Annotated in this window: 19 protein-coding genes; 2 read left to right on the forward strand and 17 right to left on the reverse strand. The window is 60.7% G+C overall.

The features are described 5' to 3' along the window. Positions 1-6: 6 nt before the first annotated feature. Genes HUV26_RS11845 through HUV26_RS11865 form a run of 5 tightly spaced genes read right to left on the reverse strand, consistent with a single transcriptional unit; the run spans position 7 to position 5,022 of the window. Complete coding sequence (locus HUV26_RS11845) at positions 7-768, reverse strand: HI_1402-related protein (protein ID WP_174410360.1); 762 nt, start codon at positions 766-768, stop codon at positions 7-9. A gap of 8 nt (positions 769-776) precedes the next feature. Further along, entirely contained in the window at positions 777-1,910 is a 1,134-nt protein-coding gene (locus HUV26_RS11850) for a hypothetical protein (protein ID WP_174410361.1), read from the reverse strand. After that, complete coding sequence (locus HUV26_RS11855) at positions 1,910-3,241, reverse strand: phage tail protein (RefSeq protein WP_174410362.1); 1,332 nt, start codon at positions 3,239-3,241, stop codon at positions 1,910-1,912. Before HUV26_RS11855 ends, HUV26_RS11850 begins: the two co-directional genes overlap by 1 nt. Positions 3,242-3,255: 14 nt before the next feature. Next, entirely contained in the window at positions 3,256-3,840 is a 585-nt protein-coding gene (locus tag HUV26_RS11860; RefSeq protein WP_174410363.1) for a phage tail protein, read from the reverse strand. Continuing rightward, positions 3,841-5,022, reverse strand: coding sequence for a baseplate J/gp47 family protein (locus tag HUV26_RS11865; protein ID WP_174410364.1), 1,182 nt, complete (start codon positions 5,020-5,022; stop codon positions 3,841-3,843). A 49-nt stretch (positions 5,023-5,071) separates the two neighbouring features. Here HUV26_RS11865 and HUV26_RS11870 point away from each other — a divergent pair, with 49 nt between their 5' ends. Beyond that, positions 5,072-5,347, forward strand: coding sequence for a BrnT family toxin (locus tag HUV26_RS11870; protein ID WP_174410365.1), 276 nt, complete (start codon positions 5,072-5,074; stop codon positions 5,345-5,347). Beyond that, positions 5,328-5,642, forward strand: coding sequence for a BrnA antitoxin family protein (locus HUV26_RS11875; protein ID WP_174410366.1), 315 nt, complete (start codon positions 5,328-5,330; stop codon positions 5,640-5,642). Before HUV26_RS11870 ends, HUV26_RS11875 begins: the two co-directional genes overlap by 20 nt. A gap of 9 nt (positions 5,643-5,651) precedes the next feature. Here HUV26_RS11875 and HUV26_RS11880 read toward each other — a convergent pair whose 3' ends face one another. From HUV26_RS11880 to HUV26_RS11935, 12 genes are read right to left on the reverse strand one after another with little or no spacing between them, the layout of a single operon-like run. Beyond that, positions 5,652-5,990, reverse strand: a complete 339-nt coding sequence (locus HUV26_RS11880) for a DUF2590 family protein (protein ID WP_174410367.1) — start codon at positions 5,988-5,990, stop codon at positions 5,652-5,654. Positions 5,991-5,993: 3 nt separating this feature from the next. Continuing rightward, positions 5,994-7,778, reverse strand: a complete 1,785-nt coding sequence (locus tag HUV26_RS11885) for a phage tail tape measure protein (protein WP_174410368.1) — start codon at positions 7,776-7,778, stop codon at positions 5,994-5,996. Positions 7,779-7,791: 13 nt separating this feature from the next. Beyond that, positions 7,792-7,944, reverse strand: coding sequence for a DUF6890 family protein (locus tag HUV26_RS11890; protein ID WP_174410369.1), 153 nt, complete (start codon positions 7,942-7,944; stop codon positions 7,792-7,794). A gap of 23 nt (positions 7,945-7,967) precedes the next feature. After that, a complete protein-coding gene (locus HUV26_RS11895) occupies positions 7,968-8,237 on the reverse strand; it encodes a putative phage tail assembly chaperone (RefSeq protein ID WP_174410370.1) in 270 nt (89 codons plus the stop codon). 8 nt (positions 8,238-8,245) lie between these two features. Further along, positions 8,246-8,506: a hypothetical protein gene (locus HUV26_RS11900; RefSeq protein ID WP_174410371.1), complete on the reverse strand. Its 261-nt coding sequence runs from the start codon at positions 8,504-8,506 to the stop codon at positions 8,246-8,248. A 1-nt stretch (position 8,507) separates the two neighbouring features. Then, on the reverse strand, positions 8,508-9,038 hold the full coding sequence (locus HUV26_RS11905; protein WP_174410372.1) for a hypothetical protein: 531 nt from the start codon (positions 9,036-9,038) through the stop codon (positions 8,508-8,510). Continuing rightward, positions 9,035-9,523: a D-Ala-D-Ala carboxypeptidase family metallohydrolase gene (locus HUV26_RS11910; RefSeq protein WP_174410373.1), complete on the reverse strand. Its 489-nt coding sequence runs from the start codon at positions 9,521-9,523 to the stop codon at positions 9,035-9,037. Before HUV26_RS11910 ends, HUV26_RS11905 begins: the two co-directional genes overlap by 4 nt. Next, entirely contained in the window at positions 9,520-9,723 is a 204-nt protein-coding gene (locus HUV26_RS11915; RefSeq protein WP_174410374.1) for a TraR/DksA family transcriptional regulator, read from the reverse strand. Before HUV26_RS11915 ends, HUV26_RS11910 begins: the two co-directional genes overlap by 4 nt. 8 nt (positions 9,724-9,731) lie before the next feature. Then, positions 9,732-10,178 carry a phage protein gene (locus HUV26_RS11920; protein ID WP_174410375.1) on the reverse strand — a complete coding sequence of 149 codons (447 nt, stop codon included), beginning with the start codon at positions 10,176-10,178 and terminating at the stop codon, positions 9,732-9,734. A gap of 3 nt (positions 10,179-10,181) precedes the next feature. Beyond that, positions 10,182-11,312 (reverse strand): DUF2586 domain-containing protein, encoded by a 1,131-nt coding sequence (locus tag HUV26_RS11925; RefSeq protein WP_174410376.1) that lies wholly within the window; start codon positions 11,310-11,312, stop codon positions 10,182-10,184. Positions 11,313-11,330: 18 nt separating this feature from the next. Continuing rightward, a complete protein-coding gene (locus tag HUV26_RS11930) occupies positions 11,331-12,074 on the reverse strand; it encodes a phage virion morphogenesis family protein (RefSeq protein ID WP_174410377.1) in 744 nt (247 codons plus the stop codon). Further along, a complete protein-coding gene (locus HUV26_RS11935; RefSeq protein WP_174410378.1) occupies positions 12,067-12,537 on the reverse strand; it encodes a phage tail protein in 471 nt (156 codons plus the stop codon). The genes HUV26_RS11930 and HUV26_RS11935 overlap by 8 nt, the downstream gene beginning before the upstream one ends. Positions 12,538-12,665 lie beyond the last annotated feature (128 nt).

The following is a 12,665-nucleotide window of genomic DNA, read 5'->3' on the forward strand; positions in this document are numbered from 1 at the left end:
AGCCGCCTACGCCCCCGGCAGCACGTACACAGGGTCAATGGCTGCAATAGCCCCGGCATCATCACCGGCGGCGGCCAGCTGGTCCTCGTAGCGCTGCTGCTGTCCCAGCACTGCTGCGCTCACCGCCTCATACGTGGCCACGTTGGCCAGCACCCTGTCCCGCAGATCCAGCAGGCCAATACCGCGCGTTGCGGCAATGCCGGTGAGCAGCGGTGCGGCAGCGTCCGGATCAACGGACAGCGCGCGGGCCTCCGCCTCCTGTTTGCTCCACGACAGTTTCTCATGCTCGGAATAGTTTGCGGTCAGCGTTGCCATGAACGCATCAGCGCGGGACACTATCTCCCGCCGTTTTGCGGAGCGGGCGGCATCCACATCAACCAGCCACGCCTCGCCGCCCCAGACTGCATACGGGCTATCCGGCGGCTCCTGCGGTGTATAGCCGGGCGGCACGTCCGCGCCTGCGGAAACGTACATCCGCTCGCGCGTTGCCGTGGACCACAACGGAGTTTTAGCGATGGGATTGGGGTAGCTGATCACCAGTACGCCATCCGCGTCCGTTTCCAGCGGAGCACCGTAGTCGTAGCTGTTGATATCAACGTCGGGACGCTCTACCCGCATCGGCTGCACGCCGATTGCCGCGAGCCTGATAACCCACGCTGCGGTTGTTTCGCCTGCCTGCTGCGCGAGGCTGGCGGCAGGATACGCAATACCGGCGTACACCACTGTACGTGCTACGCCGATGGAGCCGTCTTTGTATTTATATTGCATGGTTGCTCCTACAATATGGTGTGTTGAATAACAGAGCCATTCCCGCCATCGCCGCCCTTTGTGCCGCCGATACCACTGCCGCCGACACCGCCGGACACATCAGCGGAACCACTCCATGCGGCAAAACTGACAGACAGCAACAGAACAATACCTCCACCGCTGGCACCGCCGCCCTTGTCAGGGGCGGAGCCTCCGTTCATGCCGCAAGATGAAAATATACCCGTCCCGGCAATTGTGCGGGCGATGATAATAAGCAGCCCTCCGGTGCCGTCCTGCCCGGCACGCGCAGAATTGTTCAAATACGACTTCCCGCCGGGGTTGCCAGCACCGCCTCCAGAATCTTCTGTGCCGTCGTACCCATCTCCACCTTTACCCCCGTATGGGGATGCGTTTACAGCGGATATTGTACCAGAACCACGCCCGTTGCCGCCCCCGCCGGGACCGCCGCTGAAGCATGTCCCTTCAGATCCGTTACCGGACGCGCCGCCAGCAGACGCACCGCTGCCCCCACCGCCGGAACCTCCGGGCGCGGTCTGTCCGGCCACGCCGCTGGTGTTACCCGTCCGAGCTGGCCCCCCTATGCCGCCAACACGGGGGATATCCACAACCAAACCGACCTGAACAATCGGCTGGTTTGTCTCCGCGTTACGGGCTGCGTTGCCGCAACCGGACAGGTCAGACGCACCAGACGAAGTGCCCGGTGCAAATTTGGCAATGCGCAGGCCGCTGATCGGTACTGGCAGGCCATCGCTGGGAGCGACGGGCGTATTGGCGGTGACGGTGCTGTCCGCCGGATTGGCCCTGCAGCCGCGCGCCGTCATGCTCACAGTGCCATTGATGATTACGCTGCCCGTGGCATAGAGCAGCAGGCCACGGCAACGGTGTGCGGTGGTCAGCGTAACCCCGGCCTCCACGGTCAGATTGCGGGCATTGACCACCACCATGTCGCCGTCCTGCACGGACGGCACCGTTATCAGCCCGGCAGTGTTGGTCCAGCCGGGCATGGGCGACCACAACACGCCGTCAAACGACTGCTCGGCACCGGCGGCAACGGTGAGGCGCAGATCCCCGTCACTCCCATCGCCGAACCAGTTTCGCAGGCCGCCACCCAGCGCCGCAGCAGGATGTCTGAAAACGCTCATTACGCCACCGCCTGCATGGTCAGTGCGGCAAAGCCACGAACAACCGGCGACCCCACAGAGCCACGCACCGAGAACATAATCAGGTCTTCCGCGTTGGCATCCTGTGTCACCTCCAGCGCTGTGCCGCCGGGCCAACGCACGGCTGCCGGAAACGCGATTGACCGCCCCCCGGTCGCGTCCTGCAGTGCGGTCAGCTCGTAGGTCGCGCCGGGCTGCGCGTTGGTCAGCGTCACGGTTGTCACAGCATCGGTCAGCGTGATCATGGCCACGGGATTAGCAGCCATGTCCCACGTTACAGCGGCGTCAACGGCAACCAGCGTGGTCACCGGGTAGCGCTGGCCTGCCAGCCACTGGTGGGGATCAGGGAGAAGATCCACAATCTCTTCGGTGAGGTGGACGTGCTCGGCTTCCGCCGCCCCCATATCCGCCGCTGTGCGTCCTGCTATCCACGCCACCACGTTGTCGGCAATGGCCTGCACTCCCAGCGCGGGCCGCAGATCCGTCACCGCACCACCGGCATCAATGGATGCCAGCTGCACAAGATAATGCCGCACACTTGCCCCGTCCGTGTAGTCCGCCTGCGCCGTGCCGGTATCCACCACCACGGGCACCACAACGGCCACAACATCAGATCCCTGCGCCTGCAGGCTCACATCCAGCCACACATCCTTGCTGACCACCGCCCCGGCCTGCACGGGCTGCTCCACGGTATACCGCACGGGTATGCCCTCAATGTACGATGTGCCCGGCTGCAGGGTCAGCGCGCCATCGTTGCCCACCTTGCAGGCATCGCCCCAGAACAGGGCGCGCCCGTATATGTCGCGGTTGCTCGTGCGCTCGCGCTCGTCTATGCCACGCAGCCGGGCGGTGAAATCAATCTGCCACGTTGCCGCCTGAATGATGATGCCGGTTGCAGCCTGAGCGCCGGAGAACTCCAGCAGCATATTGCGGGTCAGGTTATTGCCTGCCGTGTTGGTGCCAAGGTCCGTTTTCCACTTGGCAATCTCCGGCAGGTGCGAGATGGCCACCACCACATCATCCGCGCTGGAGTACAGCCCCAGCCAGTTGAACGTGAAATCGCCAAGGTCGGATCCCAGCAGCATGGAATACACCACCTGATTGGGATTCACGAACCCCCGGTACTCTTCCGGAATGGCATAGGTGTGCACAATGGTGCCTGCATTCGGCATGCCTTCGCTGCGGTCCACAGCAACATTCGGATCCTGCCCAGGCACAAGCGCCAGCACAAAGGTATCCAGCACAAGCGGCAGCCCGGCAGCCTGCTTGCTGGCTATCAGACTTTCGCCTGCAAAGGTTATTGCGGTAGCCATCTATTCCTCACTTGTTACAGTGTCGCGTAGTCATTGCCAAAGTCCACGGATCCAACCCGGATCATGCACGGAGGCACTTTTGCCAGTTCCGCCACGTACTCGTTGCCGAACTCCACCACCCGCATGGAGACGGGCAGGGGCGTGATGATCTTCCAGCGGTAGCGCCTGCAGGTCCGCCCGTAGTGCTGTATAAGTACGGTGAGCAGCGCCTGATTCTCCGCCAGTTGGGAGTCCGTGAGCTGGATATCCACAATATCCCAGTCAATGCCGGGCATGCGCTCCTCAATCTCCACGTAGCCGATGCCCAGCCGCTGGAATATGCGCTTGAATCCGGCCACGCTGCCCGCGTCGCGTGCGTTGGCGTAGGCATATTTGATACGCTTGCGGTACAGGCTGAGCGGTTCACCATCGAACCGGGCGATGTCGCGCTGCCATGCCACCATATCCAGCACCAGCTCGTCGCAGGTGTCGGTGTCCAGCTGGCGTACAGGCCACGCTGCCCACTCCAGCACCTGCGCCCACCATGCCTCTGCGGACAGGCGCAGCTTATCCAGTTCGCCCTTGGCCATCCAAAACGGCAGCGAGATGTTCACGGCCATTTACGCGCCTCCGCCAACAACATTCAGGCTGCCCAGCATGGGTAGCTCCAGCGTGGCCACAATGTCGCCCCGGCCAAACTCCACGGAGGCCAGATCCGGCAGCTGCGCGTGCAGCTCGTCCGCGAGCACAGACAGGGAAAAACGGCTGTGGGGCCACGTGCGCGTCATGTCGTAGTCCGTGCTCTCGCGAAAGGCGGAACGGATGCGCTCTTCCACGCCCTGCATCAGCGCCGCAACCTTCTCCGCCGCAAGGTTGGGTACAGGGTGCACCGTTACGGTCAGGTCCACGCCCAGCACGGGCATGGGGAAGCACAGCATGTCGTCGCCGTGCCCGTGGTTGCCCGCATCGCGGATGTGGGCGTTGATGGTGTCCACAAACTCCTGCGGAGCGGGTCCGGAATCAATCATGATGTACGCGTTTGCACTTCCCGGCCCGCGTGGGGCGTCATGCTCAAATACAATGTAGTCCGTGCGTATGCCCGCAAAGGTGGCTATATCCGCCGTGTACGCAGCATCGTGGTGGTACTGCCCCACGGCGGAAAACTGGTTGCGGCAGCGCAGGCGCAGCTCCTCGTCCGTTTCCTCGTCCGCTCCGGGCACGGCCAGCCATTCTTCCCTGTTGGTTACGGAGGCAATGCCGGATATGGGCTGCGGCAGTATGGAGTAATAGTTCGGCCCCAGATTGTAGGCTGTGCCGGTCGCTGCCGCCTGCACCGGCACGGCAGCCGTGAGCTGCTTGTCCGGTATGGTGGTGGTTGCGGCCACCTGCAGACGGTACACGTGCCCGTTGAGAGATGGGCTCTCCACCACCGTTCCGGCGGGGATAACCAGCGCCCCGGCGCTGTTGGTGCGCGTGAAGGTTATATGCCCCTGCGCAGCCACAGCGCTTTTGCGCGCCAGATCCACGCCCCATGCGTAAATATCCAGCCATGCACCCGATGCCGTTTTGAGGAACGTCTGCGGCAGAATGGTGGTCACCAGTGCAGACACCAGCGCCTTCATAGGCTCGGTAACAATGGCAGATACGAGACGCCAGAACGGGCTCCACTTGCTGCTGTTGGTAATCTGCGTGCCCTGAGCGGTGTTTATCCCATCCCAACGCGCCTGCATGGCGCTTGCCGTTGTGGGCATACCCGCTTCGGTCAACATACGGGTAAACAGCTTTTCGGTTTCGCTACTCATCACTGCCCTCCCTGTTGACGGCGTTACATTTTGTAGTTACATTTCCCCCATGAGATTCGACTGGGACGATACCAAACGCCGCGCCAATGTCGCCAAGCACGACATAGACTTCACACTGGCTGCCGAAATGCTGCAATGCGCTCCGCACCTCGTGCGGGACAGCCGCAAGGAATATGGCGAAGATCGTTGCCAAGCCGTGGGGGAACAGGATGGAATGGTGCTCGTTGTTGTCTTCACCATGCGCGACGATAATGTGTTCCGCATCATCTCCGCCCGCAGAGCCAATGCCAGAGAGAGGAGGAAGTATGGCTACGAAGAAAAATAAGCCCGGTTTTACCATTGAAGAAATCCGCGCCATGCGGCCCCTGACCGACAGCAAACGGGCCAAGGCTTTTACCGATGCCGAATTGACCGCCAACGCGGAGAGCGACCCGGACAACCCCGTTTTGGATGATGCCTTCTGGGAAGAGGCCAGACGTATGGAGCCGCAATGCAAAAAGCAGGTGACGCTGCGCATTGATGGGGACGTGCTGGACTGGTTTAAAAGACAGGGCAAAGGGTACCAGACTGCCATCAACGCCGTACTCAAGGCGTACAAGGAATCGCGCCCTTCGCGGTAGTCATTCGTTTTACACACTATCCGCCTCCAGTGACAGCGCAATGCTGCCGAATTCGCGCGTCTGCGCCGTCAGGTTGAACTGCCCCAGCCCCACCTCTTCAATCTCCGTGGTGCCGGGGATAATGCGTTCGTCCCTGTCCACTTCCAGCGTAAGCAGCATCAGGTTGCGGGCCTTGGTGCGCGCATCGCGGTTGCCCACCAGTTGCACCAGCAAGCCGGTTTCGCGAATCATGTGAACAATGTCCTGCGCAATGGAATCACGGTCTGCCACGGCAACGGGCATTCCGCCCGCATCCAGTGCAATGTCGTCGCCGGATATGCGTATGTCGATGTACTTGCCGTTGCTCATGCGTTACCCCGCTGCCATCCACGCCATCTCGTTGATGGACTGGGCATCCAGTTCCTTGCTGGTGGTAATGTTCACCTGCTGAATAGTACGGCTGTTGCTGCTGTTCCTGGTCATGGCGTTGGATATGGACTGCGTTACGCCGCCTGAAGGCACAGACGCGCTGCGCGGCGCATCCAGCATGGCCGGAGTATCCACAACACCCTGACCGCCGCTTGCAGAAACTCCCTGAACAGCAGAGGAAAGCGCACCGGAGAACTCCGGCAGCAGACCAAGCTTGTCGAGCACCCAGCTCACCGCGCCGCCGATCTGCCGCAGCACCATCACCACAGGGTTCAGCACCGCCATGACAACCTTGCCCCAAAGGGTGTCACCAAAGGCCTGCTTAAAGGAATCCCACAGGCCGAGTAGTGTTGGCAGTGCGGCGATCAACAAACCTATGCCGCCGATAATCATTCCTAGGGGGTTAGCCTTCCACGCCAAATTTACAAGGGTTATGGCGGTACGCATGCCGTTCAACCCCCACGTCAACGCGGTGATAGCAGGCTGCAGCCCAATCATAGCGACACGGGACATGCCCGTAATGATGGATAGTGTTCCGAGTGCCGCCGCAAGCCCCAGAATGACAACCAGGCCGGTCCCCACCCATTTGGTGATGTTGGGGAACATCTGCGTCCACTTGGACAACACGCCGAGGGTATCCGCGAGCTTGTTGGCAAAGGGCGCAACTCCTTTCAAAATCGACTGACCAAGGGCTATGCGAACCGCATTGGCTCCCTGCGCCACCCTGTCGAGAGGGTCAACCATTTTGCCCGCCATCTGCGACGCCTTGTCCATGCCGTTGATGTTGCCAATCTGATCAATGGCAGCACCAAGCCCCTTGGTATCCGCCATAAGCATATTGATAAGCGACACAGCCTCTTCTGACCCGAAGGCCTTTTTCAATTCTCCAGCGTCCGCCAGACTCAGCGTATCCCCGAACTTGCCCTTGAGCTTGCCCAGAATATCCATCATGCCCAGCATCCGCCCCTGAGAGTCAGTAAACGAAAGGCCGAGGGTCTTCTGCGCATTGCCCACACCTGCGAGAAACGCCTTATACTTGGTACCCGCTTCGGAACCGCTCATAGAGGCCTGCAACGTACCCAGAATGGCCATCTGCTCAGCAGCCTGTATGCCCGCAGCGGTCGCGTTGGCCCCCAGCGAGGTAAAGGCACTGCTCATCTCCCGTCCGTTAGTGCTGAACATTTTTACTGCGGTAGCTGTCTGGCCTGTGAGCTGCTCCACCCACTCCGCCTTGCCCATGACATCAGCCTGCTGCTTGAAGATGCCGTACATGGTGCCCATATACCCGGTCATCGTTGCCGCATCTGCCTTGGTGGCCTTGGCCAGTACGTTGGATGCACGAGTGAATTTTGCCAGTTCAGAGCCGTCCAGCCCTGCAATGGAAGACTGAATGTCGTAGGCGGAAGAAACAAAGGCCGTTGCGGATTCGCCGAACTGGATGGAATACTTAAGAGCCTCATTGGAAAGCAGCTTGAGCGCCTGATCAGAAACATCCAGCGTGGAGACCTCTGCCAAGGCCTTGTTCATTTCCCGTGCAGGCTGCACGATATTGAGCAGAGACATACCTGCACCCGCCACCCCTGCAGCCCCCATGCCTATTTGCATGAACGCTGCGGACGATTTCGAGGCGAGCGAATCCAGCGACCGCTGCACCTCGCCTACCTTGCCGGTGACGCCCTTGGTCAGCAGGTCAATGGAGAACGTCAGTTTTTCCAGCTTGGTACTCATGTGCCCTTGCCCCTTAGCCGTTAAAGGCCTTGGTCACGCCGCAGGTCACAGCCACGGCCATTTTCTCCCAGTAGTCCTTCTCCAGCACCATGGCTTCCGCCATGGACTGCTCCGTTACCGCCTGTCCGGGAAACCACTTGCGCACCAGCATGGCCATGCGGGCCATGGGGTTACGCTCCATCCCCTCGGCTAGGCGCTGAACTCCCCCACCATAATGTTCAGATCGGGCGCGTACTGTTCCACTATGGCTCCGGCTATCTGTACGGAGGCACCGGGCAGGGCAAGCAGCTCACGCACGCGGTCTTTGTCGTCAGCAACTGCGCAGCGCATCACAAAGTTGTGGCTGGGGGCCACTTTGTTGTTAGCCTGCATGGCGTTGATGTAGTCGTTGTAGATCTCCGGCGTGGGAGCAAAGGTCACGTTCTGCCCTTTGATGTTCAAAACGATTCTGGCGTCCATGGTCTGCCTCACTTTGTTGCGCACAGGGTTTTCACCAGCTGGTCGATGCGCTTGTCGATCCGCTGTTCAAAGTCAGAGAACATCTTTTCCAAATCCTTCTTGCCTGCGTAATTTTCCGCCACATGCAGCCGCAGAGCGCCAATCGCGTCTTTGCCCTTCTGAATATCGGCGTTACTCTTCTGTATCTCGCGGTGCAGATAGATGTTCCACGCCAGCAGCGGCGGCCAGATAAACCGGGCAAAAAAGACAAACGCGTCAGAAATATCCATGCTAGCCCTTTGCCGGTCCGGCCGTTTCTCTGGCTGTCGCCCGCGTCCCCATGAACTGGGTCACCAGCGGCAGCAGATTGCGCACGGTGCGTTCCCCGAAAAGGAAGCCCAGAACCAACAGGTTAACGGTCCAGAACGCGAGACCGTGCGGGGTCCAGCCATGCTCTGCAGACAGTTCAATCTGCCACCCTCCGCTAAACACCTGCCAGTCCATGTACATGGTGAACAGCCCCCATAACGGGCGCTGGCATCCGCGTACAAAGATGATCAAACGCCCCACCACCGGCAGCGTTTTCAGGTCGGCCGCTGTGCCTTCCAACTCGGCCGCGCGCCGGGTCACTTCCTTGTCTGCTTCCACCGCCAGCTGCATAAGCTGCACCTCGCGCCTGTGCTCCGCCTCGCGGATCCGCGTCGCCAGTGCCGCTTTCTCTCCCTCGCTCATGGACGGGGGAAAGTAGTCCTTCACCGTGTCCGCAATGGTGGAAACAATGCCGCCGCTGAAAAAGTCGGCAATCTTGGAAACAAAGCTCATGCTGTTACCCTCGCCTGCAGGTCCGCAACTGCGTGCAGCCCTTCGGTGGTTCTAGTTCCCCTTCCGTCATTCCATATGGTCAAGTTCTGGCGGCGCGGCGCAACGCCGGGACCGGGCGACGAAATGTGCACCCAGCGCCCGAACTCGTTGATGAGCTGCTTGTAGCCAAGGTTCATGGCATTGATGGCCTGTGCCACTTCCATGGGCGTCCGGCCGGGCACAATGATGTCAGCCGCCAGCCCGGTAAGGTGGTCCGATCTGGGAGAGCCGCCCACCATACGGTTAAGCCAATCAGGGCGGAACCCGCTGGATATGACAACCGCACCCAGCGCCGTCCGGATAGGCTGCAGCAGCGTCATGCACAGGTACTGCAGGTTAATGAACACGGGGGAATCCAGCTCAACCACAATAGGCTTGCCCGTGCGCTCTGCGGTCTGGGACCGGGTAAACTCGTCCAGCGTGAAGTTGGGAGACAGAAGAATCATATGCCGTCCTCCAGTTCGGTTTGGCAGGCTATGCAACGCTCCACCCCCGGCACGGCGCAGCGCCGCGCTTCGGGGATGGGGCTGCCGCAGTCAATGCACGTTTCGCGGCCCGGTCCCTTCAATTGCCTGCGCGTGGCGTGGTCAATGGCATCCTGCCGGAACAGCGCCTCGCACTCCTGCGCCCTGTCAAAGAGATCCACGCCTGCGCCTACAGGCCTTCGGTTTCGTCCGCGCTGAGGTACGGCACGCCGTTAATGCGGACAAAGTCGGGGCTGGTCACTTCGTAAGGCAGGGTGGTCAGATCCTTGGTGGCGCTGTTGGAATCCACATCCAGCAGCTTGGAGACCTTGAGCGCGCAGCCGAATATTTCCACCCGCTTCTCCTCGTCACCGGCCTTGGCGTAAGCCACGATGTCAAAGGTGGGCATCTCGCGGAAGCTGCCCGCACTGCGTGCCGCCTCAATCACCAGCTTGAGGTTGGTGGAATCCACTTCAATCTCGCCGGAGGCACCAACAGGGCCGGAAAGCCTGCCCACGGGCACGCCCTTGGTCTTGGCCACCTCGCTGCCGTCCTCTATGTCGCAGGTGAACTTCTCCGCGTGGATGACAAGGTCGCCCAGCTGGAAGTCAAAGCACTTTCCGCTGATTCTGCTCATGGCTTACGCCTCCGCGTAATTGGTAAGATCCAGCATCACATTGCACGTGATGGACTTGGGACAATTGTAGGGGCGCACCACCATGTAGATCTCCACCTTGGTGCGCATGGGCCAGCTGATGACAATGTCGCCATCCTGCGGAGGCTTCACCTCACCGGGGAAGGTACTGCCCATAATCTGCACGCTGCGGCTCATCTCGCGCAGGGGGCGCATAAAGTAGTTCTGGTTCATGGCAATGGACGCAGGCGTGCTGTTCAGCTTGCGGTCGCCCACGCGGTACACGGCCAGCGGGTAGACGCGGCGCATGGCCTTCTGAACCACGCGCAGGTTCTCCACCACCCGAAAGTCGCCGCCTTCCACATCCAGCAACGCACCGTCGCCCCAGTACATGCCGGGATAATCCGGGTACCACTGCGGCACGCTGAAACGGGCATCGGCCAGTTCCTTCAGAATGGCCATGTCGATCACGCGCCCGGCATTGTCCTTGGGTTTGGTGGTCCACGCCCCCAGCAATGCCCCGGTGGCCACACGCATGGGCGTATCCGCAATGGTCACGCTCTTGTTCGCCAGTCGCCCCGCCAACGTGCCCTGGTCAAACCCCCACAGACTGGGAACAATCATCACGGAGTCTGCGGCAACAGCGGCAATCAGCGGCTTGATGGCGGCGGTAAAATCAGACCAGGCCTCACCGGAGTCCGGATCAGGATCAAGTGCCCTGGTGGTGCCCATAAACCAGATGGGGCGCATATACTGCCCCATGATGTTCACCACCTTGGCCTGCATTGCTTCCACGTCTGCAGCCACAGTAACAGGGTCGGTCACAATCACCGCTTCCACTGTCACCTGTGTCATGGCGTAGTCCACGGCCTCATCCCACGGCATCACGCCGTCCAGCGGAATGACACAGGCGTTCCAGTTCTGCCCTGCGTTGGTGCGGGCGTGGTCAATCTGGGTCTTAAGCACGCTGGGAGTTTCACCCAGCAGCGTATCCAGATCGGAATCATTGTTCAGCGAAAGCAGCTTGCCCTCGTTCACGCCGGAGCCCCGTCCGACAAAGAGGAAATAGTTTTCCACCTCGTCAAACTCGCCCTGCATGAGGTTGAGCTTGTTCACCTGTACAATACCCAGTGCCATAGTCCTTCTCCTTTGATCCTAGATCTTGCCTTTCCTGCGCAGCCTGTTCAGCGCTATCTGCGCCAGCTCTTCCAACATCTCGCCGGACTGCCGCGCATTCACCCCCAGGAACGGTCGCTCCGGCACGCCCACTGCCCATGAATCCGGAGCCTCATACCCGCTCAGCTGCTGCCAAATGGCCATGGCCTCGCCGCGCGTCATGTTCTGCACAATCCAGCTTTGCGAAACACGCTGCAGCCGCACCCTGCCGCTTTTCAGCTTCACTTCCTTGCGATAGCCCAGCCGCAGCAGCTCCTTGGCCAGCCAGCGCTCCACCCGCGCCTTGGGGTTATAAAAATCCGATTCGTTGCGGCTCACCCGGTTACGGCGCGTGCTGTACTGCTCTTCCTTGCCGTGCTGGTGCTTGTCCGCAATCTTGGCAGTGTAGGTGCTCTTCCACGATACCTGCCCGCGCCCCACGCGTGAGGCCTCAATGCTCATCAGCCGCCCAAGCCCCACCAGCATCTTCATGTCGGCACGGCCATCCTTTCGCCGTTCCAGCCTCCCGTGCCGGTTGCGCTTATACATCTTGCGCGGAGCCATCGGGGTGCCATCCACGCAGCGCTGCTGCTTGATATTCCGGCGCGATTGACGGCGCACCTCCATGGCCATTTCCCGCACCAGCCGCTTCTTTGCCTCCGGAGAAAGGGCCAGCACATCCAACTGCCGCCGCAGGCGCGCCAGACGTTCCCGGTCTACCCCCAGCAACAGCGCATCAGCCATTATGCCCACCGTCCACTGCCTGCCCGTCCATGCCATGCACCGCATCGGCCACATCCACAGGCACGTCAGTCACGCTCCACATCTTCCCGGCATAGGGAATGCGTCCTGCCGGGTCCGCCACCAGCTCTATAGGCTCCTCAAACGAAACGGCTATCTCCACGTCCGCACTGTCAGCGTCCAGCATGGCCACAACCAGCTTCGGATCCGGCAGCCCCTGCTGTTCCCTGTCCGTATCCCTCTCCACAAGCCACGCCATCACCAGTGCCAGCAGGTGGTGCCCATCGCCGGGGTACTGGTACACATCAATGGATGCCTCATACCTGAACCGCGCCACCTCAAAGCCGTTCCCCATCTCCTTCCCGGTGGGAATAAGGTCGCCGCTGTCCACATAGGCGTTGAACACGGAACGGGGCAGCCCGGTGGCCTGAATGAGGAACATGGTCAACGCCTGCAGTTTGCGCATCAGACCAACCCCACATGCACACGCCCGATGCCCAACATGTCAGACTGATCCTGCTACAAAGTTGTGGATACCCAGTTAAGCTACTATCCTGACTCAAACAGGAGCAGTGGATGAGTAACACACGACGA

It is taken from the genome of Desulfovibrio psychrotolerans (genome assembly GCF_013340305.1).
GTDB lineage: Bacteria > Desulfobacterota > Desulfovibrionia > Desulfovibrionales > Desulfovibrionaceae > Halodesulfovibrio > Halodesulfovibrio psychrotolerans.

What these genes read in the sequence shown, in the direction of transcription:
- HUV26_RS11845 (WP_174410360.1), bottom strand. Translation starts at nt 768, where the DNA reads ATGCAATATAAATACAAAGACGGCTCCATCGGCGTAGCACGTACAGTG.
- HUV26_RS11850 (WP_174410361.1), bottom strand. Translation starts at nt 1,910, where the DNA reads ATGAGCGTTTTCAGACATCCTGCTGCGGCGCTGGGTGGCGGCCTGCGA.
- HUV26_RS11855 (WP_174410362.1), bottom strand. Translation starts at nt 3,241, where the DNA reads ATGGCTACCGCAATAACCTTTGCAGGCGAAAGTCTGATAGCCAGCAAG.
- HUV26_RS11860 (WP_174410363.1), bottom strand. Translation starts at nt 3,840, where the DNA reads ATGGCCGTGAACATCTCGCTGCCGTTTTGGATGGCCAAGGGCGAACTG.
- HUV26_RS11865 (WP_174410364.1), bottom strand. Translation starts at nt 5,022, where the DNA reads ATGAGTAGCGAAACCGAAAAGCTGTTTACCCGTATGTTGACCGAAGCG.
- HUV26_RS11870 (WP_174410365.1), top strand. Translation starts at nt 5,072, where the DNA reads ATGAGATTCGACTGGGACGATACCAAACGCCGCGCCAATGTCGCCAAG.
- HUV26_RS11875 (WP_174410366.1), top strand. Translation starts at nt 5,328, where the DNA reads ATGGCTACGAAGAAAAATAAGCCCGGTTTTACCATTGAAGAAATCCGC.
- HUV26_RS11880 (WP_174410367.1), bottom strand. Translation starts at nt 5,990, where the DNA reads ATGAGCAACGGCAAGTACATCGACATACGCATATCCGGCGACGACATT.
- HUV26_RS11885 (WP_174410368.1), bottom strand. Translation starts at nt 7,778, where the DNA reads ATGAGTACCAAGCTGGAAAAACTGACGTTCTCCATTGACCTGCTGACC.
- HUV26_RS11890 (WP_174410369.1), bottom strand. Translation starts at nt 7,944, where the DNA reads ATGGCCCGCATGGCCATGCTGGTGCGCAAGTGGTTTCCCGGACAGGCG.
- HUV26_RS11895 (WP_174410370.1), bottom strand. Translation starts at nt 8,237, where the DNA reads ATGGACGCCAGAATCGTTTTGAACATCAAAGGGCAGAACGTGACCTTT.
- HUV26_RS11900 (WP_174410371.1), bottom strand. Translation starts at nt 8,506, where the DNA reads ATGGATATTTCTGACGCGTTTGTCTTTTTTGCCCGGTTTATCTGGCCG.
- HUV26_RS11905 (WP_174410372.1), bottom strand. Translation starts at nt 9,038, where the DNA reads ATGAGCTTTGTTTCCAAGATTGCCGACTTTTTCAGCGGCGGCATTGTT.
- HUV26_RS11910 (WP_174410373.1), bottom strand. Translation starts at nt 9,523, where the DNA reads ATGATTCTTCTGTCTCCCAACTTCACGCTGGACGAGTTTACCCGGTCC.
- HUV26_RS11920 (WP_174410375.1), bottom strand. Translation starts at nt 10,178, where the DNA reads ATGAGCAGAATCAGCGGAAAGTGCTTTGACTTCCAGCTGGGCGACCTT.
- HUV26_RS11925 (WP_174410376.1), bottom strand. Translation starts at nt 11,312, where the DNA reads ATGGCACTGGGTATTGTACAGGTGAACAAGCTCAACCTCATGCAGGGC.
- HUV26_RS11930 (WP_174410377.1), bottom strand. Translation starts at nt 12,074, where the DNA reads ATGGCTGATGCGCTGTTGCTGGGGGTAGACCGGGAACGTCTGGCGCGC.
- HUV26_RS11935 (WP_174410378.1), bottom strand. Translation starts at nt 12,537, where the DNA reads ATGCGCAAACTGCAGGCGTTGACCATGTTCCTCATTCAGGCCACCGGG.